Below are 17967 nucleotides of genomic sequence, written 5' to 3'. Positions count from 1 at the left end.
GCCGGTGTAACAGCGCCGTGCGTGGCGGCCGGCCAGCTTCACCGTCCATTGACGATCACCGACAACTTGAGTGCATCACGCTCAAGTCTATTGACTCCTCCGAACTGTAGCCCTATGATGTGCGGAGTTCAGAACTGCTGCCCTGCGGGCCGGCAGAATCTTACCCCTAAGGAGTCAACCCATGGCTAAAGCTGTCGGAATCGATCTTGGTACCACCAACTCCGTGATCGCCGTGATGGAAGGCGGTCGCCCCGAAGTCATCGTCAACGCCGAGGGCGCGCGCACCACGCCCAGCGTCGTTGCTTATAAGGGCGACGAACGCCTCGTCGGGCAGATCGCCCGCCGTCAGGCGGCCCTGAACCCCGCCGCCACCCTCTTCGAGGTCAAGCGCTTCATCGGCCGCCGCTGGGACGAAGTGAAGGAAGAAGCCGGACGCAGCCCCTTCACCGTCAAGGAAGGCCCCGGCGGCTCGGTGCGCATCACCGTCGACGGCAAGGACCTTGCGCCCGAGCAGGTCAGCGCCGAGGTGCTGCGCAAGCTGGTGACCGACGCCAGCAACAAGCTGGGGCAGAAGATCACCGACGCCGTGATCACCGTGCCCGCGTACTTTGACAACTCCCAGCGCGAAGCGACCCGTCAGGCGGGCGAGATCGCGGGCCTGAACGTGCTGCGCGTGATCAACGAGCCCACTGCCGCCGCGCTCGCGTACGGCCTGGAGAAGAAGGGCAACGAGACCGTGCTCGTCTTCGACCTGGGGGGCGGCACCTTTGACGTGACCATCTTGGAACTCGGTGACGGCGTGTTCGAGGTGAAGTCCACCGCCGGCGACACCCACCTGGGCGGCGCGGACTTCGACCACCGCATCGTGGACTGGCTGGCGGGCGAGTTCCAGAAGGAACACAACTTCGACCTGCGCAAGGACAAGCAGGCCCTCCAGCGCCTGATCGAAGCGGCCGAAAAGGCCAAGATCGAGCTCTCCAACGCCAGCGAGACCAGCATCAGCCTGCCCTTCATTACCTTCGACCCGGAAACGCGCACCCCCATGCACCTGGAACGCACGCTCTCCCGCGCGAAGTTCGAGGAACTGACCGGCGACCTGCTGCGCCGCGTGCGCAAGCCCGTCGAGCAGGCCCTGGCCGACGCCAAGCTGGACGCCAGCAAGATCGACGAAGTGATCCTGGTGGGCGGCTCGACCCGCATCCCGGCGGTCAAGCGCATCGTGCAGGACATCACCGGCAAGACCCCCAACGAGTCCGTGAACCCCGACGAGGCCGTGGCGCTGGGCGCCGCCGTGCAGGCGGGCATCATCCAGGGCGACTCGGCGCTGGGCGACATCGTGCTGGTGGATGTCACGCCGCTCACGCTGGGCGTGGAGGTCAAGGGCGGCATGATCGCCCCCATGATCACCCGCAACACCACCGTGCCGGCCAAGAAGACCGAGATCTACACCACCGCCGAGAACAACCAGCCGGGCGTGGAGATCGTGGTGCTGCAGGGCGAGCGCCCCATGGCCGCCGACAACAAGCCGCTGGGCCGCTTCAAGCTCGAGGGCATTCCGCCCATGCGCGCCGGCCAGCCGCAGATCGAGGTCACCTTCGACATCGACGCCAACGGCATCCTGCACGTGACCGCCAAGGAAAAGCAGAGCGGCAAGGAAGCCAGCATCCGCATCGAGAACACCACCACGCTGGACAAGACCGACGTCGAGCGCATGGTGAAGGAAGCCGAGCAGAACGCCGACGCCGACAAGAAGCGCCGTGAGAAGGTCGAGAAGCGCAACACCCTGGATTCCCTGCGCGTGCAGGCCCTCGGGCAGATCGAGGAGAACGCCGGCGCGCCCCAGGACGCCAAGGACAAGCTCAAGGCCGCTGCCGACGAGGCCGAGGAAGCCGTGCGCCTGGACGACGACGCCCGGATCGAGAGCGCGCAGAAGACGCTGGAAGAGGAGCTGCGGTCCTTCATGACCGCCGCGCAGCAGGCCGGTCAGGGCCAGCCTGAAGGCCAGCCCGCCGGCAAGGCCGATGACGACGTGATCGACGCGGACTTCAAGCCGGCCGAGTAACGTCCTCCACGCCACACTGCACCACCACCGGGGAGAGGACGGCCGCGCGCCCCCTCTCCCCTATCCTTGATTCAATGTTCCGACGCCGAGGTAACCCCATGACCGACGACCACACCAAGACCGGCCCCGCGGCCGACACCGACCCCAAGACCACCGATACCCCACCGACTGGCACGCAGGGCGCCCAGCCCCGCGACGTCGATCTGGACGTGCCCGAGGCTGACACCGACAACCTGGAGGAAGATCAGGACACGGCCTTCCCCGGCATGGACGACGCGATGTTCGGGCAGGTGCAGGAGATGATGGACAAGCTCCAGCGCGCCGACGAGCTGGAAAAGGAGAACGCCGACCTGAAGTTCAAGCTCGGCCGCCTCGCCTCGGACTTCGATGGCTACCGCACGCGCACCCAGCAGGACGTGCAGGCCGCCCAGGGCCAGGGCGTCAGCCGGGCCGCCGAGGCCCTGATGCCGGTGTACGACGACCTCGACCGGGCCGTGACCATGGGCGCCGGCGACCCCGCCAAGCTGATCCCCGGCGTGCAGGCCGTGCTGGGCAAGGTGCTCGGCGTGTTCGCGGGCCTGGGCCTGGAAGCGACCGGCAAGGAGGGCGAGACCTTCGACCCGCAGTGGCACGAGGCGATCCAGGTGGTGCCCGGCGACGCAGACGACGTGATCGTGCAGGTCTACCAGCTCGGCTTCCGCATGGACGGCCGCCTCGTGCGACCGGCCCGCGTGGTCGTGAGCCGAAAGGGGTGAGGGGTGACCGGTGATGGTTGAGGACGACAAGCCAGCAGGGCAGGCCGACGCGCCTGGTCCATCAACCGTCCACCGCTCACCGTCCTCGTCCCGCGATCCGCTGCACGGCGTCACCCTGGCGCAGATCGTGGAGAAGCTGCACGCCGAGTACGGCTGGGAGGAACTGGCCCGCCGCGTGCCGGTGCGCTGCTTCCAGAGCGACCCGAGCGTGACGAGCAGCCTGAAGTTCCTGCGCCGGACGCCGTGGGCACGCGAGCAGGTCGAGGAGGAGTACCGGCGCCTCGCGCGGCGCGAGGAGGGCAACCCGCTGACGCTGGCGCTCAAGCACGGCGATCTCAACGACTTCGGCCGCGTGCTCGCGTCGGGCACCATGAGCCAGAACCGCGTGCACGGCGCGCTCGGCTGGGCGCTGCGGCACCTGCCGCCCACCGACCAGACCCTGAGCGGGGTGCTGCGGCCGCTGCTGGACATGGTCGAGGACGTGACCTTCTGGCCGGACCACGCGCCGCTGCCGCTGCTGAACCTCGCCATTGACCGGGACGCGCCGCCCACGCTGATCCGCGAACTGCTGCGCCGGGGCGCGGACGCCAACGACGGGCGTTTCTGGCTGCCGCTGCTGCACACGGCAGATGTGGAGGGACAGGCGTACCGCACGGGCCGCCGCGCGCCGCGCACGGACGTGCTCGACGCCCTGCTCGCCCACGGCGCCGATCCGCAGCGCACCGACGCGCGCGGCCACACGGCGCTCGGGATCGCGCAGGCGTACGGCCTCAAGGCCTTCGTGAACAAGCTGGAACGGCCGTCAGGCGGCCAGACCGCCGACCTTTAGACACCGACCGGAGGGTGTATGGCCTACAAGGATTACTACGACGTCCTGGGCGTGACCCGCAGCGCGTCCGAGGCGGACATCAAGAGCGCGTACCGCAAGCTCGCCAAGCAGTACCACCCGGACAAGAACGCCGGCGACGAGAAGGCCGCCGACCGCTTCAAGGAGATCGGCGAGGCCTACGCCGCGCTGAGCGACCCCGAGAAGCGCAAGGTGTACGACCAGTTCGGGCACACCGGGCAGGTGCCGCCCGGCTACGGCGGCCCCGGCGGGGGCGGCGGTTTCCAGGGCGGGGACTTCTCCGGCTTCGATCCCAGCCAGTTCAGCGACTTCTTCCAGGGCCTGTTCGGGCGCGGCGGGGGCGGCGGTTTCCGCAACCCGGCGGGTCAGCAGGTGAATCTGGAAGACCTGCTGGGCGGCGGCGGTCTGGGTGGCGGGCGGCGCTTCGTGCAGAACGTCGAGGGTGAGCTGCAGGTCACGCTGGAGGAGGCGTTCGCGGGCAGCGACGAGGTGATCAACGTGGACGGCAAGCGCCTGAGCCTGCGCGTTCCAGCCGGCACCCGCGACGGCGCACGCCTGCGGCTGGCCGGGCAGGGTCCCGGCGGCGGGGACGTCCTGTTGACCATCCGCGTGCTGGAGGACGCCCGCTTCGAGCTGGACGGCGACCACCTGACCACCAGCGTGGACGTGCCGGCCCCCGTGGCGGCGCTCGGCGGGGACGTGAAGGTGCAGACCATCAGCGGCGGCAGCGGACAGCTGAGTGTGCCTGCGGGCTCCAGCGGCGGGCGGCGCATGCGGCTGCGCGGTCAGGGCTGGCCGAAGAAGGACGGCACGCGCGGCGACCTGTATGTCCGCCTGAACGTGACCGTGCCCAAGACCCTGACGGACCAGGAGAAGGAGCTGTACAGGCAGCTGCGCGACCTGGCACACTGAGGACAGCAAAAGCACACGCCCCGGCTGAACGTCGGGGCGTTGTGCTGTCCCCGAACACATCCGGGGACGCCGCTCACGTGGGCTTGCTGATGCCCTCCAGCGCGGTCTGGTCGGCGCTGCTGCCCTCCAGGTTGGCGAGGTCGGCCAGGCTCACGATGCCCACGACCTTGCCGTCCCGCGTGACCGGCAGGCGCTTGACCTGCCTCGCGGCCATCTCGCGGGCGGCGTCCTTCACGTCCGTGTCGGCCTCCAGGGTGTACACGCCACCGGTCGTGTGGTCCGTGACCGGCGTGCCGAAGTCGTGCCCGAAGGCGACGGCGCGCACCACGATGTCGCGGTCCGTGATGATGCCGCGCAGCGTGTCACCGTCCATGATCAGCACGCTGCCGATGTCCTCCTGCGCCATCAGCGCGGCGACCTCCTTGAGGGTGGCGCCGGCGTCGGTGGTGGTGAGCTGCATGGTCATGATGTCCGAGAGCTTGGTCATGTTCCGCAGTCTGCGCGGGCGTGGGCCGCACCGGATGGCAGGACGGTCAAGATGGGCTGGGAAAGCGGACGCAGGGGAGGCGGACGCAGGGGAGGCGCCCGTGCTGGGCCCTCCCCTGCGCTGCCGACGAACCTTACTTCATCAGCCAGTCGAACGCGACCCTGAGCAGGGTGGACTGCTGGGCGGGCGCGAGCCCTTCCAGGCCGAAGCCCATGGTGATGGTGCGGTAGCTGCCGGCATCGTTCACCACGATGGCGCCGGCGTTGTCGCGCGCTTCCTGGGCGCTGACTCGGGGGGCCTGCGCCTTGGCGTTCTCGCGGGCGCGGTTGCTGTCCTGGCGGATGCTCTGCGCCTTCACGCTCTGCGCGGTGGCGTTCGCGGTGCCCCACGACGCGGCCACGTAGCTGCCGCTGAGGTCCGCGATCACGTCCGGGTAGTACTGGTTCATGGCGCTGCCGCCCGCGTTCAGCGTGTAGGAAGCGCTGCCGAGCATGCCGCGCGTCACGAACTTGGCGATGCCGCTGGAGTCCGCGATCAGCTGGGTCTTGAGGGTGCTGCGGTAGAAGTCGCTGCCGCCGATGTCAAAGCCGATGTCCTGGCCGGTCACGATCAGGCGGCCGCCGCGCGCGAGGTACTGGCGCAGCGTGTTCTGGTCCGCGGCCGTGATGGTGTTCTGGTACGCCTCGCCGGTCGCCCAGATGACGATGTCGGCGCGCACGAGTTCGCTCAGGGGCACCTGGCCCTGCGTCTGGGTGTTGAACACGAAGGCCCCGCCGCTGGCCGCGTTGGCCTTGATGGCGTCGCGCAGCGCGTTCGTGACGTCTGCCCCCTGGCCCATGTCGTCGTCCACGAGCAGCACGGTCGGCTTGCCGCCGGCGTTGCCGCTGGGGGCGGGCGCGGGCTGCGGCGCCGGCGCAGGAGCCGGCTGGCCGCTCACGGGCTTGATGAAGCAGCCCTTGGTCAGGCCGGGCGCCGGGTCACGGCCCCACTCGGACACGGTGCAGTTGAAGCCGTCCGTGCCGGTGCCAGTCACGTACTTGCCGTCCGTCCCGAACGCGGCCTGGCGCTGACCGCTGAACTTGCAGGCCTGACCCTCGACCGCGCACAGGTCGTAGCCGGCCGGGCCGGTGGGCTGCTTGGCCGGAGCCGGAGCGGGGGTCGGGGCCGGCTTGGGGGCGGGCGCCGGAGCCGGCTGGGCGGCCACCGGCTTGATGAAGCAGCCCTTGGTCAGGCCGGGGGCGGGGTCACGGCCCCACGCGCCGTTCGAGCACTCGAAGCCGTTGGTGGCCGTCCCGGTCACGTACTTGCCGTCGGTGCCGTACGCCGCCTGGCGCTGACCGCTGAAGTTGCACTTCTGGCCTTCCACGGCGCACAGGTCGTACCCGGCCGGGCCGGTCGGCTGCTTCGAGGGCGCCGGGGTGGGAGCAGGCGTCGGCGCGGGGGTGGGCGCGGGCTGCGGTGCTGGCGCCGGGGCCGGCTGGGGAGCCGGGGCGGGCGCGGGCTGTGGCGCCGGAGCAGGGGCCGGGGCGGGCGCCGGCTGGGGGGCCGGGGCCGGAGCGCTCACGTTCACGCCCAGTTTGCCCAGGGCGCCGGGCACGCTGATCAGGCCGTAGCCGACGTTGTTGTTCTTGCTGCCCGCATTGCTGGCGCTGGAGTACAGCGCGTTCTTGATGGCGTCCACCGACGTGCCGGGCTTGGCCGAGAGCAGCAGCGCGACCGCGCCCGCGGTGATCGGGCTCGCCTGCGAGGAGCCGCTCAGGGCGCCGTACTGGTTGCCGGGGAACGAACTCGTGATGTCCACACCGGGCGCGGCGATGTCGGGCTTGGTGAAGGTGCCCTTGATGCCGCTGTTCCACGTGACCGGCCCGCGCGAGCTGAAGCTGGCGACCTGACCGTTCTGATCGACCGCGCCCACGCCGATCGCGTCCGGCAGGTTGCCGGGGCTGCCGGTGGTGCCGCCGGCCGGGCCGAAGTTCCCGATGGCGAACACCGGCACCACGCCCGCCTTGAGCATGTTCTGCACCGGCACGATGAACTCGTCGAAGGTGCCGGGAATGCCCAGGCTCATGTTCACGACGTCCGCGCCGTCGTCGGTGTCGGCGTTGTTGTCGGGGTCGAGCACGTACTGCATGCCCGCGATCACCTGCGCGAAGGTGCCCTCGTTGTTCGGCAGCACCAGCGCGCTGATGATCTTCGCGCTGGGCGCCACGCCGACCGTGTTGCCCACCAGCAGGCCCGCCGTGTGCGTGCCGTGGTTGGTGGTGTCGTGCGGCTGGCTGTTCACGCGGTCGCCGGCCTCGTTGAACTCCGCGAAGGCCACGACCTTCCCGTTCAGCTGGGTGTGGCTCGCGTCGATGCCGGAATCCAGGTGCCCGATCTTGATGCCCTGGCCCTTGAAGCCCGCCGCCCACGCCTGCGGCGCGCCGATCTTGGCGAGGTGCCACGGCTCCCCGGCCGCGGCGGCCGACGCGCTCAGGGCCACGGCGCGCTGCGGCTTGGGAATCTGCACCTTGAAGTTCTCGAACACGTCCGTCACGAAGGGCAGCGCGGCCAGGGCGCGCGCCTGCACCGGCGTGAGCGGCAGGTAGATGCTCTGGTCGAGCCACAGCTGCGTGGCCTTGCCGGACTTGATCGCCTGGTTGATGAAGCCGGCGTTCGCGCCGAACTGGTTCAGGCGGCTGACCAACTGCCCGCGCAGGTTCTTCAGCTGGGCGCGGCCGCGCGAGTCGTTGCCGAACGCGAAGCGGACGATCACGCCCACCTGCGTCTGGTCACCCTTCTTGGCGCGTTCGAGGAGGGTCGGGGACAGACCGGCCGCTCCGGCGGTGGACACGCCACCGGCCAGGAGGGCCGATCCCAGCAGCAGGGCTCGGCGTCGGTGTACTGGGCTTCTCATGCTGGCAGCCTAACCGCCGCCGCGTGACCCGCTCTGAATGTCACGTGAGGAATCCTTGAGGTGAGGTCAGGGGGTCGTCAGACTGATGGAGGGGGGGAGCAGGGCCACCAGACGCTCCCAGCCAGCCGGCCGGTCCGCGGCTCAGTGCAGGTAGCTGAGGATGACCTCGCCCTGGTTCAGGACGTTCTTGATCATGCTGGTGCGCTTGTAACTCAGGATGATCGCGCCGTCCTCGAGCTGCAGCAGGTTCAGGGTGCCGCGCACGCCGTTGCCGGCCCTGGCGTCGTTGCCGATCACCTTCCACATGAAGCCGGTCGTGACCTTCAGGGCGCCGTCGGTCTCCGTGCTGGCCGGGACATTCACGGGCCGCGCGGAGTAGCCCTCCGGGCCGTGCATCTCGCCGGTCTTCAGGTCGATGGACACGCCCTTGAGCACCCCGTTCAGGTCCGGCGTGTCCCCGAAGACCACGCGCGACACGTCACGGGTCACCGGCAGGCGCACCCTGCGGCCGCTGGGCTTCAGTACCGTCTGGAACACCACGTAGCGTGCAAACTCCTGCTCGGTGATGCCCAGGCGTTTGTCGTACGTGGGCCGCACGCCGCTCTGCACATCGGAGATCACCTTGCTAAGCGCCTCCCGGTCTCCCTGCGCGTTGGCGACGCGGATGGACAAATTCACCACCGAGATGTTGGGCTGGCGCTGCATCACGTCCGCCGGCTGTCCCGGCACCGGCAGCATGGACGCCAGACGCACCTGCCAGCCGCTGGCAAGGGCGGGCGGCAACGCGGCGCTGCCCTGTGCGGCAAGGGTCAGGCCGCCCAGCAGCAGCAGTGGAGACAGGAAGAAGGCCGCCCTCATGCAACAGCGAGCATAAGGCGGCCGGGTGAGAATTCTCCGCAGGTTGGATGCCCCCAGGACGGGGTCTTCGGGGGCGGGGACACCCCCCGCCCGGCGCCGTGGGTCAGGCCTTGCCGACGCTGCCCAGCACGCGCATCTTGTGCTCGATCACCTGGGCCATCACGTCGCGGGCCGGACCGAAGATCTTGCGCGGGTCGAACTCCTTGGCGTTGGCCATCAGCGCCTCGCGGATGCCGACGGTGCTCGCCAGACGCAGGTCGGTGTCCACGTTCACCTTGGCGATGCCGTGCTGGCACGCCTCACGCAGGTCGTCGTCGGCGATGCCGGCCGCGTCGCCGATCTGGCCGCCGCCGGTGCGGAAGCGCTCCACGATCTCCTGCGGCACGCCGCTGCTGCCGTGCGCGACCAGCGGAATGCCCAGCAGTTCACCGATCCGCGCGATGCGTGCCTGGTCGATGTACGGGCGGCCCTTGCCCTTGTACGCGCCGTGGCTGGTGCCGATGGCGATGGCCAGGTAGTCGGTACCGGTCTGCTCGACGAACTGCACGGCTTCCTCGGGGTCGGTCAGGAACGCGTCCTTCTCGTCCACGACGATGTGCTCCTCGATGCCGCCCAGGCGCCCGAGCTCCGCTTCCACGCTGATGCCCATGGCGTGCGCGGCTTCCACCACGCGGCGGGTCTCGTGGACGTTCTCGTCGAAGGAGTGGTGCGACGCGTCGATCATGACGCTGGTGAAGCCCATGCGGATGGCGTTGAGCGCCGACTCGTAGGAGCTGCCGTGGTCGAGGTGCAGCGCGACCGGCACGGTGGCCCGCGTGGCGATGTCCTTGACGATGTTCGCCAGGTCCTGCCCGCCGTACTTGATGGCGCCCTCGCTCATCTGCACCATGACGGGGCTGCGGAGCTTCTCGGCCGTGTGGATGATCGCCTGCGTGATCTCCATGTTGTTGGTGTTGAACGAGCCGACGCCGTACTTGCCGGCACGGGCGGGGATCAGGATGTCATTACCGGTTACGAGCATGCTGTGCCTCCTTGAGCCCCAATAGTGTAGCCGTCTACCAAGTCGGGCCAACCGGACACGTCCAGCCCGACCCGCGCGGCGGGCACGGCGTAGGATGGGCGGCATGAGTGCTCCCACCCGCCCGGCCCTGGACTTCCAGGCGGCTTTCGCTGCCCGCGTGCGCGGCATGACGGCCAGCGCCATCCGCGAGATCCTGAAGGTCACGCAGCAGCCCGACGTGATCTCCTTCGCCGGCGGCCTGCCCGCCCCGGAGCTGTTTCCGCTGGCGGACGTGAAGGCGGCGGCCGCCCGCGTGCTCGACACGTATGGCCCGGCCGCGCTGCAGTACTCGACCACCGAGGGCCACCCGCCGCTGCGCGAGTGGATCGCCGCGCAGAGCGGCATTCCCGCGCAGAACGTGCAGATCGTGACGGGCAGCCAGCAGGGCCTGGACCTGCTCGGCAAGATCCTGATCTCGGAGGGCGACACCGTGCTGGTCGAGGCCCCGACGTACCTGGGCGCGCTGCAGTCCTTCCAGCCGTACCTGCCCAACTACGTGCAGCTCCCGACCGACGAGGGCGGCATCGACGTGGACGCGCTGGAGGGTATCCTCAAGACCACGCGCGCCAAGCTGCTGTACGCGGTGCCGAACTTCCAGAACCCGACCGGCCGCACCCTCAGCGTGGAACGCCGCCGCCGGCTGGTGGAGCTGACCGCCGAGCACGGCGTCCTGGTCATCGAGGACGACCCCTACGGCGCGCTGCGCTTCAGCGGCGAGGCCCTGCCCAGCCTGTACGCGCTGGGACTGGAGCTGGCTGGCGACGTGGACCGCAACCATGTCATCTACAGCAGCTCCTTTTCCAAGACGCTGGTGCCCGGTCTGCGCGACGCGTGGGTGCAGGCGGCCCGGCCCATCATACAGAAGCTGATCATGGCCAAGCAGGGCGCGGACCTGCACACGCCCACCCTGAACCAGATGATCATCACGGAGTTGCTGCCGATCCTGCCGCGGCAGATCGAGATCGTGAAGCAGGCCTACGGCGAGCGCGCCCAGCACATGATGGCCCGCATCGCCGCCGACTTCCCCGGCGGGGTGGACCATACGGTGCCCGAGGGCGGCATGTTCCTGTGGGTCACACTTCCCCACGGCATCGACACGCAGGCGATGCTTCCCCGCGCGGTCGAGCGCAAGGTCGCGTACGTGCCCGGCAGTCCCTTCTACGCGCTGGGCGGCGGCGAGAACACCATGCGCCTGAGCTACTGCACGGCCACGCCGGCCCAGATCGAGACGGGCATCAAGGCCCTGGGCGACACCATCCGGGAAGCGCTGGACTGAGCGTGGGCGCGCCGGGCCCGGAGCCGGAGAGAACACGCTGGTCTCCCGCGTGCGCAACCTGTTCGGGGCGTAGGTGAACCGCTGAGCCCCCCTGGCGCCTGTCCAGACCTGCTCCTGGGTCGACGCCCGTCAGATCAGGTTCGGGCCGCGATCCACTCCAGCGCGGACTCCGCGTGGTTCAGGATCGACAGGTGGCCGTCGTCCGGCGTCAGGCGCAACTCCGCGCGCGGGATGTGGTGGGCCAGCCATTCGCTGTGCGTGGCGGGCACCACCCGGTCGTGCAGGCCATGCAGGAGCAGCACCGGCACGCGGATGTCGGCGGGATCGAAGCCCCACGGGCGGACGTAAGCGAGGTCGTCGTCGATCAGCGGCGCGGGGCCACTTTGCATGGCGGGGCCGACCACGGCGTTCAGCCACGACCACGGGCCATTCAGGGCGGCGTGGTCGGCGGGCGTGAACATCTGCGGGTCGAAGGGCGGTTCGGTGGCCTCGTACGCTTCCTTCGCGGCGCGTCCGGCGGCGGCGGCGCGCAGGGTGGCCTGTCCGCCGGCATACATGCCCGCAAACCACTCCAGACCCCCGACCGTGAAGGGCGCGAGGCCCGCGATGCTGACGGCGGCCACCACCCGGTCCGGGTGCAGCGCGGCGCTGGCGAGCGCGTGCGGACTGCCGCCGGAGTGCCCCAGCACGGAGTAGTGGTCGAGCTCCAGGGCGTCGGCCAGTGCGAGCACGTCGAAGGCGGCGGACGCGACAGGCCGGTCCGGACGCGGTGTGCTGCCGCCATAGCCGGGGCGGTCGTAGGCGACGAAGCGCAGGCCCAGCCGCGTTGCCGCGCCGAACAGGGGTTCCGGCGGCGCGCCGATGTTGGGGGTGCCGTGGTGCCACACGACGGGAAAGCCGTCGGCGGGGCCAGTGTCGTAGACGTGCAGTGTGGCGCCATTCTGGAGCGTGAGTGCCGTTTCGGTGACCATGTCCTCCCCCGTGTTGCTTCCCATCAGAGTATCAACACGGATTCTGTTGTCAACGAATCGCGCCCAGATCGTTCGCCATGCGGGCAGGCGGCGACCGGATCAGGGCTCTGTGGTCGCCGCCCGGGAAAGGGAGCTCAGCTGGACAGCGGGCCGCGCGATCCGAGGGGTCCGGGCAGAGGGCGCAGTACGCCGCGGCGCTCCAGCGTACCGGACAGCCGCGCCCAGACCCGCAACAGCACGCGGTCGACCACGCTTATGTGCTCGGTGGCGCCGCCGGCCTCGCGGTGTTGTCGCCGCAGCCGTGCGGGCATGTGGCAGGCGTGGGCTTCGCGGCGGAGGTCCTCGACGCGCAGCGTGTTCAGGTGAGCGGTGACGTGGTGGTGCATGGTGGTCTCCCTGACGCTCCGAGGCGTCCGCTGGTGTCTCGGAATTCTGCCGTTCCGGTTGACCACACCCTGCTCCCGTCGGCGTGAACTGACCGTTGGTGCAGGTGTGCGCCTAGCCGGGGAACAGCAGTTTCAAGGCCGCCAGGCCCGCCAGCACCAGCAGCAGGGTGCTGAAGGTCTCCTCGCGCACCCGGGGCAGGAACATCCGGCCCGCCCACGCGCCCAGCACGACCAGCGGGGCCAGGGCCACGTTCACCAGCAGGCTGCCCGGCGTGAACAGGGGGCGCGCGGCGTTGTCCCACGTGAGCAGCGCCAGCAGCGGCACCTTGCTCGCGTTGAACAGGAAGAACGTCCAGGCGTTCGTGCCCATCAGCTGCGCCTTGGTGTGGCCCAGCGAGGTCAGGAACAACGCCATGACGGGTCCGGCCGCGTTGCTGACCATGGTGGTGAAGCCGCCCAGCACGCCGATCAGGCCGGTGCTCACGCCCGAGGCGGGCTGCCAGTGCAGGCGGCCCGACCGCTGCAACGCCGTCAGGATCAGCAGCGCCAGGATGATCACGCCGATCACCGGGCCGAGCGGATCGGCCCGCAGGGTCACGTGGCCCAGCGCCCACAGGGTCACGCTGCCGGCCAGCAGGCCCAGCCCCACCCACGGCCCCAGGCGGCGCAGTTGCGGCCAGTCCGCGTACGCGCGGTACGCGAGCACGGCGACCACGTCTCCCACCAGCAGCAGGGGCAGGGTCGCGCCGACCGACAGCCGCGCGCCGAACACCCACGCCATGACGGGCACCGCCAGGATGCCCGCGCCGGGCAGTCCGGTCTTCGAGAAGCCGATCAGCACGGCGGCGAGGGCGGCCAGCACCCAGTGCCAGGAGTCGAGGGCGGGCAGACCGGATGCGGGCATGTGGGCTCCACCGTAGCGCGGGCGGCGGTGGTCTATCATCCGCGTGATGGCGTCCTCGGCTCCGGTGGGTGTGTTCGACAGCGGTGTGGGCGGCCTGAGCGTCCTGGCCGACCTGCGCCGCGAACTGCCGCACGAGGACGTGCTGTACCTGGGCGACACCGCGCACGTGCCCTACGGCAGCCGCAGCGAGGACGACGTGATCGACCTGACCGAGCGGGCCGTGGCGGCGCTCTACACGCGTGGCGTGAAGGCGGTCGTGGTGGCGTGCAACACGGCGGCGGCGTTCAGCCTGTCGCGGGTGCGCTCGCGCTTTCCCTTTCCGGTGATCGGGCTGGTGCCGGCCGTGAAACCCGCCGCCCTGGCCACCCGCAGCGGCAAGGTCGCGGTGCTGGCCACGCCCGTGACACTGCGCGGCCAGCTGATGCGCGACGTGATCCGCGACCACGCCGAGCCCTTGGGCGTGCACGTGGAGGGTGTGGTGAACCTGAAGCTGGTGCCGATGGTCGAGGCCGGGCTGGCCGACAGCCCGCAGATGCGCGAGGAGTTGCGGCGCACGCTCGGGCCGCTGCGGGACGCGGGCGTGGATCAGCTCGTGCTGGGCTGCACGCATTACCCCTTCCTGGCCCCGGCGATCTGCGCGGAGTTCGGCGGGGCGTTCGCGCTGGTGGACAGCGGCGCGGGCGTGGCCCGGCACACCCGGCGCGTGCTGGACGGCGCGGGGCTCCTCAACGACTCGCCGGCGCCGGGGCAGGTCACGTACCTCGTGACGGGGGACGTGGAGGCTGTCCGGCCGGTCATCGCCACCCTGAGTGCCCAAAACGGGCATAGTGGAGAGCATCTCCCCGCAGCGGCCCCGGCGCCGCTGAGAATCGAGTCCATCCACACATGACCACACCGCACAGCAAGACCCCCGCCCGCGAGGGCCGGAACGCCCTGACTCCCCGCCCCATGAGTGTCAAGCGGGGCGTGAACCCGCACGCGCCGGGCAGCGCGCACCTGAAGATGGGCCAGACCGAGATCCTGGCGACCGTGACGCTGGAGGACAAGCCCGCACCGCACATGCGCGGCCGCAAGGAGGGCTGGCTGACCGCCGAGTACGCCATGCTCCCGCGCGCCACGGAAGACCGGCAGGCGCGCGAACGCAACCTCCAGAACGGCCGCCGGCACGAGATCCAGCGGCTGCTGGGCCGGGCCATGAGGAGCAGCATGGACCTGCGCCCCTTCCGCAACCAGACCATCTACGTGGACTGCGACGTGCTGGTCGCGGACGGCGGCACGCGGGTGGCGAGCATCCTGGCGGGGCACGCGGCGCTGCACGACTTCTGCGACCGCCTGATCCACCAGGGCACCCTGACCGACTGGCCCATCCGGCACAACGTCGGGGCGATCTCGGTGGGCCTGATCGGCGACGAGCTGCGCGTGGACCTGGACTACGTCGAGGACAAGGTCGCGCGGGCCGACCTGAACGTGGTCGCCACCGATACGGGCCTGATCATCGAGGTGCAGGGCGGCGCCGAGGACGGCCCGATCACGCACGCCGAGTATGTCCGCATGCTGGCCGCCGGCACGCACGCCGTGCAGACGGTCATGGGCGACCTGACACGGCAGCTGTCGGTCATTCAGGGTGTCTGAACCGGGTGCACGGCCCGGGGCGGACGCCTGCGCTAGACTCGCTGCCATTCCAAGGAGGTCGGGCATGAGTGTGACGGGATTCATCGGGCGGGCGCTGCTGTCGAGCTTGTTCATCAAACAGGGGATCGAGCATTTCCAGGACCCCGAGCCGATCGTCCGCGCGGCGCGCGGCGCCGAGGTGCCGCAGCCGGAACTGGCCGTGCAGATCAACTCCGGCGTCATGCTGGGCGCGGGCGCGCTGATGGCAGTGGGCATCCTGCCGCGCGTGATGGGCACGGCCCTGGCCACCAGCCTGATCCCCACCACCGTGATCGGCCACCCCTTCTGGGACAAGCAGGGCAAGGAACGCCAGCAGCAACAGGTGCAGTTCTTCAAGAACCTCGCCCTGTTCGGCGCGCTGCTGTACGTGACCAGCCAGGACTGAGCAGGCGGCCGGCGCGGGACGCAGGGGCGGCCGGGCGGCCCCCCGCGTCCCGCGTTCTCCCTGCTGTTTACAGCACGCGCAGGCGGTAGAACACCACGGCGATCACCGTGGCGATGGCCGCCGAGACGACCATGACCAACCAGAAGCCGTAGGGACTGTCGTGAAAGGGCAGGCCCGGCACGTTCATGCCGAAAAACCCGCTGACCAGCGTCGGGATGGCGACCAGGATGGTGGTCACGGTCAGCACCTTCACGACCTGGTTGACGTTGTTGCTGATCACGCTGGCGAAGGCCCCGGCCATCGAGGTCAGGATGTTGCTGGCGATGCTCGCCATTTCGATGGCCTGCAGGTTCTCGATCAGCACGTCGTCCAGCAGGTCGCTGTCTTCCTCGTACATCTCGAAGATGCGGTCGCGCTTGACGCGTTCCATCATGGCCTCGTTCGCCTTGAGACCGGTCATGAAGTACACCAGGCTCTTTTCCAGTTTCAGCAGGTTCAGCAGCTCGCGGTTCTGCTGGCTGTTCTCCAGCTTGTCCTCGATGGCGTCCACGCGCTTGTTGATCTGCCGCACGTCGATCAGGAAGCGCTGGGCGTTGCGCAGGAACAGTTGCAGCGTCAGGCGGTTTTTCTTGACGGTACTGACGCGGCGCACCAGCCCGCTCAGGACGTCCTTGATGACCGGGTTCTCCGGCAACGCGCACACCGTGACGAGGCAGTGGTCGGTGTGCAGGATGCCCAGCGGCACCGTGTCGTAGGGAATGTCGCTCTCCTCCGGCAGGCGGTAGCTGGTCTGCATGATGATCAGGAGCTGGCCGTCTTCCCGCTCGAAGCGCGAGCGCTCGTCCGGGTCGAGCGGGTAGGACAGGTAGTCGAGTTCCAGGCCGGTCTCGCGCGACACGCGGGCGAGTTCCTCGGGCGTGGGGTCGGCCGCGTTCACCCAGCAGCCGTCGGTGTAGGCGTCCAGGGTGGTGAGCTTGCCGCCGATGGAGCGGTAGTACGTCAGCATGGCCGGGCCTGCTGTCGCGGATCAGTGTGGGGCATGGCGCGTCCTCCGGGGGCGGGGTGGCGTGATCCGGTGGCCGGGGCGCAAACTGGGCGGTTCGGGTTCAGGGTTCACGACATCACCTCCTTGCCGGGGTGGGACGGCCGGACGCGCGGCCGGGACGCGGGATGTGGAAGCGGGACTCGCCCGACGGGGCGCGGTCATCGTAGCGGCCGGGCACGGCCCTGGGCAAGCCGTCCCCCCAGCGCCCAGCGGCACGCCCCCGGCGATCACACCGGGGGCGTCTGTAGTTGAGCTGGGAGACGCGTGCTGCGCGCGTGTTCAGCGGCCCAAGGACCTGCCCTGTACGGCCGCTCGCCTGGGGCGCCGCCCCGGTCTGGCGGTCTTACAGACCGAAGAACGCGCGGTTCTTCTCGATGTAGCTTTCCTCGCCGGCGGGCGTGTCTTCCTCGGGGAAGATGGCGCTGACCGGGCACGCGGGCACGCACGCGCCGCAGTCGATGCACTCGTCCGGATGGATCAGGAACATGTCGCCGGCGTCGTAGATGCATTCCACGGGGCAGACCTCGGTGCAGGCCTGGTCCTTGGTGCCGATGCAGGGGCTGGTGATGATGTGCGGCATGGGGGACAGTATGCACACCCCGCCAGAGGGGCGCAAGGGCGAAAGCAGACAGGTTTTCCTGCGCTGTGGCGGCCCCGCCGCCTACGGACCCCGGCCGGTATGCGCGGCGGCCAGGGCGAGATCCTCCTCCTTGTCCACGTCGGTGCCGACCGCGGCATGCGGCGTGACCAGCGCGCGGGCCGGCACCTCCAGCAGCGCCGAGACGCGCTCCTCCAGCGCCGCCACCGTCAGGCGGCCGGTCAGCAGCCGCAGCAGGATACCGGGGCCGATCAGGGCCGCCAGCCGCAGCGGGGCCTTGCGCGCGGCCAGCACGTCGCGCAGGCGGGGCAAAAATTGCCCGATCAGGGCCGGGTCGAGCAGGAAGAGGTTCCCGCCCGTGAACGTGCCGTCCTTGAGGCGCGCGTAGGTGCGTTTCACGCCGGGGTACTCGGCCTCGCAGACCTCGCGGCGCACGACCGGGTAGACCAGCGCGGCGTCCGCGGGCGCGCCCAGCAGCACGTCCCGCACCTGCGCGGCGGTCAGCATGGGGATGTCCGCCGTGGCGACCAGCACCCGTTCGCCGGGACGCAGGCCAGCGGTCGACAGCGCCTCGACGCCGGCCTCCAGGTTGCCCAGCAGCGTCCCGACATCTGTCACGCGCAGGTCGATCACGGCGTCGATCTCGGGTGTGGTGGGACCGACGTAGGCGATGCGCTCAATGAGGCCACTGCCGCGCAGCGCGCGCAGGACGTGCGCCGCCATGGGCTGGCCGCCCACGGGAATCAGGGGTTTGACCTTCACGCCGTGCGCGGCGGCGAACGGATCGCCGGGGTCGCCACCGCCCAGCACGACCGCGCTCCAGCGGGCAGACGGTTCTGGCATTGCCGCCCAGC

At 70.0% G+C, this 17967-nt stretch carries 18 protein-coding genes; 8 read left to right on the top strand and 10 right to left on the bottom strand.

Translation table 11 applies throughout. From position 1 onward, the window contains the following. Positions 1-181: 181 nt before the first annotated feature. The 4 genes from dnaK to HNQ07_RS08700 all read left to right on the top strand — a co-directional run bounded on the left by dnaK (position 182) and on the right by HNQ07_RS08700 (position 4576). Entirely contained in the window at positions 182-2062 is a 1881-nt protein-coding gene (gene dnaK, locus HNQ07_RS08715; protein ID WP_184110737.1) for a molecular chaperone DnaK, read from the top strand. A gap of 74 nt (positions 2063-2136) precedes the next feature. Further along, positions 2137-2817: a nucleotide exchange factor GrpE gene (locus HNQ07_RS08710; protein ID WP_229831879.1), complete on the top strand. Its 681-nt coding sequence runs from the start codon at positions 2137-2139 to the stop codon at positions 2815-2817. A gap of 13 nt (positions 2818-2830) precedes the next feature. Continuing rightward, a complete protein-coding gene (locus HNQ07_RS08705; protein ID WP_184110735.1) occupies positions 2831-3646 on the top strand; it encodes a VF530 family DNA-binding protein in 816 nt (271 codons plus the stop codon). 18 nt (positions 3647-3664) lie between these two features. Further along, on the top strand, positions 3665-4576 hold the full coding sequence (locus HNQ07_RS08700) for a DnaJ C-terminal domain-containing protein (protein ID WP_184110733.1): 912 nt from the start codon (positions 3665-3667) through the stop codon (positions 4574-4576). A gap of 73 nt (positions 4577-4649) precedes the next feature. On the opposite strand, the gene HNQ07_RS08695 is transcribed toward HNQ07_RS08700, so the two are convergent. The 4 genes from HNQ07_RS08695 to fba all read right to left on the bottom strand — a co-directional run bounded on the left by HNQ07_RS08695 (position 4650) and on the right by fba (position 9838). Beyond that, positions 4650-5063: a CBS domain-containing protein gene (locus HNQ07_RS08695; RefSeq protein ID WP_184110724.1), complete on the bottom strand. Its 414-nt coding sequence runs from the start codon at positions 5061-5063 to the stop codon at positions 4650-4652. Between the two features lie 133 nt (positions 5064-5196). Beyond that, complete coding sequence (locus HNQ07_RS24005) at positions 5197-7959, bottom strand: S8 family peptidase (protein ID WP_229831880.1); 2763 nt, start codon at positions 7957-7959, stop codon at positions 5197-5199. Between the two features lie 141 nt (positions 7960-8100). Beyond that, on the bottom strand, positions 8101-8817 hold the full coding sequence (locus HNQ07_RS08685) for a hypothetical protein (RefSeq protein WP_184110715.1): 717 nt from the start codon (positions 8815-8817) through the stop codon (positions 8101-8103). A 103-nt stretch (positions 8818-8920) separates the two neighbouring features. Then, positions 8921-9838 carry a class II fructose-1,6-bisphosphate aldolase gene (gene fba, locus HNQ07_RS08680; protein WP_184110713.1) on the bottom strand — a complete coding sequence of 306 codons (918 nt, stop codon included), beginning with the start codon at positions 9836-9838 and terminating at the stop codon, positions 8921-8923. Positions 9839-9941: 103 nt separating this feature from the next. On the opposite strand from fba, the gene HNQ07_RS08675 reads away from it, so the two are divergent. After that, positions 9942-11153 (top strand): aminotransferase-like domain-containing protein, encoded by a 1212-nt coding sequence (locus tag HNQ07_RS08675; RefSeq protein WP_184110711.1) that lies wholly within the window; start codon positions 9942-9944, stop codon positions 11151-11153. 134 nt (positions 11154-11287) lie between these two features. Here the strand turns inward: HNQ07_RS08675 and HNQ07_RS08670 are convergent, their stop codons facing one another. The 3 genes from HNQ07_RS08670 to HNQ07_RS08660 all read right to left on the bottom strand — a co-directional run bounded on the left by HNQ07_RS08670 (position 11288) and on the right by HNQ07_RS08660 (position 13414). Continuing rightward, on the bottom strand, positions 11288-12124 hold the full coding sequence (locus HNQ07_RS08670; protein WP_184110709.1) for an alpha/beta fold hydrolase: 837 nt from the start codon (positions 12122-12124) through the stop codon (positions 11288-11290). A gap of 134 nt (positions 12125-12258) precedes the next feature. Next, entirely contained in the window at positions 12259-12510 is a 252-nt protein-coding gene (locus HNQ07_RS08665; RefSeq protein ID WP_184110707.1) for a hypothetical protein, read from the bottom strand. 112 nt (positions 12511-12622) lie between these two features. After that, positions 12623-13414, bottom strand: a complete 792-nt coding sequence (locus HNQ07_RS08660) for a sulfite exporter TauE/SafE family protein (RefSeq protein ID WP_184110705.1) — start codon at positions 13412-13414, stop codon at positions 12623-12625. A gap of 46 nt (positions 13415-13460) precedes the next feature. Between HNQ07_RS08660 and murI the strand changes: the two genes are divergently transcribed. From murI to HNQ07_RS08645, 3 genes are all read left to right on the top strand, one after another. Then, positions 13461-14303 carry a glutamate racemase gene (murI, locus tag HNQ07_RS08655; protein ID WP_184110703.1) on the top strand — a complete coding sequence of 281 codons (843 nt, stop codon included), beginning with the start codon at positions 13461-13463 and terminating at the stop codon, positions 14301-14303. Further along, positions 14300-15046, top strand: a complete 747-nt coding sequence (gene rph / locus HNQ07_RS08650; RefSeq protein ID WP_184110701.1) for a ribonuclease PH — start codon at positions 14300-14302, stop codon at positions 15044-15046. The genes murI and rph overlap by 4 nt, the downstream gene beginning before the upstream one ends. 64 nt (positions 15047-15110) lie before the next feature. Continuing rightward, complete coding sequence (locus tag HNQ07_RS08645) at positions 15111-15470, top strand: DoxX family protein (protein WP_184110699.1); 360 nt, start codon at positions 15111-15113, stop codon at positions 15468-15470. 67 nt (positions 15471-15537) lie between these two features. On the opposite strand, the gene HNQ07_RS08640 is transcribed toward HNQ07_RS08645, so the two are convergent. The 3 genes from HNQ07_RS08640 to HNQ07_RS08630 form a co-directional block, all read right to left on the bottom strand. Continuing rightward, positions 15538-16476 carry a magnesium transporter CorA family protein gene (locus HNQ07_RS08640; RefSeq protein ID WP_184110697.1) on the bottom strand — a complete coding sequence of 313 codons (939 nt, stop codon included), beginning with the start codon at positions 16474-16476 and terminating at the stop codon, positions 15538-15540. 382 nt (positions 16477-16858) lie between these two features. Beyond that, on the bottom strand, positions 16859-17095 hold the full coding sequence (locus tag HNQ07_RS08635) for a ferredoxin (protein WP_136390856.1): 237 nt from the start codon (positions 17093-17095) through the stop codon (positions 16859-16861). A gap of 81 nt (positions 17096-17176) precedes the next feature. Then, the gene (locus HNQ07_RS08630; RefSeq protein WP_184110695.1) at positions 17177-17956 is read right to left on the bottom strand and encodes an NTP transferase domain-containing protein; all 780 of its coding nucleotides are present in this window, start codon (positions 17954-17956) and stop codon (positions 17177-17179) included. Positions 17957-17967: the final 11 nt, after the last annotated feature.

This window comes from Deinococcus metalli (genome assembly GCF_014201805.1).
GTDB classification, from domain to species: domain Bacteria; phylum Deinococcota; class Deinococci; order Deinococcales; family Deinococcaceae; genus Deinococcus; species Deinococcus metalli.
This window is presented reverse-complemented; position numbering and strand designations above follow the sequence as displayed.

Bases quoted from the DNA above. Each gene is read 5' to 3' on its own strand.
- dnaK (WP_184110737.1), top strand. From the start codon at position 182: ATGGCTAAAGCTGTCGGAATCGATCTTGGTACCACCAACTCCGTGATC.
- HNQ07_RS08710 (WP_229831879.1), top strand. From the start codon at position 2,137: ATGTTCCGACGCCGAGGTAACCCCATGACCGACGACCACACCAAGACC.
- HNQ07_RS08705 (WP_184110735.1), top strand. From the start codon at position 2,831: ATGGTTGAGGACGACAAGCCAGCAGGGCAGGCCGACGCGCCTGGTCCA.
- HNQ07_RS08700 (WP_184110733.1), top strand. From the start codon at position 3,665: ATGGCCTACAAGGATTACTACGACGTCCTGGGCGTGACCCGCAGCGCG.
- HNQ07_RS08695 (WP_184110724.1), bottom strand. From the start codon at position 5,063: ATGACCAAGCTCTCGGACATCATGACCATGCAGCTCACCACCACCGAC.
- HNQ07_RS24005 (WP_229831880.1), bottom strand. From the start codon at position 7,959: ATGAGAAGCCCAGTACACCGACGCCGAGCCCTGCTGCTGGGATCGGCC.
- HNQ07_RS08685 (WP_184110715.1), bottom strand. From the start codon at position 8,817: ATGAGGGCGGCCTTCTTCCTGTCTCCACTGCTGCTGCTGGGCGGCCTG.
- fba (WP_184110713.1), bottom strand. From the start codon at position 9,838: ATGCTCGTAACCGGTAATGACATCCTGATCCCCGCCCGTGCCGGCAAG.
- HNQ07_RS08675 (WP_184110711.1), top strand. From the start codon at position 9,942: ATGAGTGCTCCCACCCGCCCGGCCCTGGACTTCCAGGCGGCTTTCGCT.
- HNQ07_RS08670 (WP_184110709.1), bottom strand. From the start codon at position 12,124: ATGGTCACCGAAACGGCACTCACGCTCCAGAATGGCGCCACACTGCAC.
- HNQ07_RS08665 (WP_184110707.1), bottom strand. From the start codon at position 12,510: ATGCACCACCACGTCACCGCTCACCTGAACACGCTGCGCGTCGAGGAC.
- HNQ07_RS08660 (WP_184110705.1), bottom strand. From the start codon at position 13,414: ATGCCCGCATCCGGTCTGCCCGCCCTCGACTCCTGGCACTGGGTGCTG.
- murI (WP_184110703.1), top strand. From the start codon at position 13,461: ATGGCGTCCTCGGCTCCGGTGGGTGTGTTCGACAGCGGTGTGGGCGGC.
- rph (WP_184110701.1), top strand. From the start codon at position 14,300: ATGACCACACCGCACAGCAAGACCCCCGCCCGCGAGGGCCGGAACGCC.
- HNQ07_RS08645 (WP_184110699.1), top strand. From the start codon at position 15,111: ATGAGTGTGACGGGATTCATCGGGCGGGCGCTGCTGTCGAGCTTGTTC.
- HNQ07_RS08640 (WP_184110697.1), bottom strand. From the start codon at position 16,476: ATGCTGACGTACTACCGCTCCATCGGCGGCAAGCTCACCACCCTGGAC.
- HNQ07_RS08635 (WP_136390856.1), bottom strand. From the start codon at position 17,095: ATGCCGCACATCATCACCAGCCCCTGCATCGGCACCAAGGACCAGGCC.
- HNQ07_RS08630 (WP_184110695.1), bottom strand. From the start codon at position 17,956: ATGCCAGAACCGTCTGCCCGCTGGAGCGCGGTCGTGCTGGGCGGTGGC.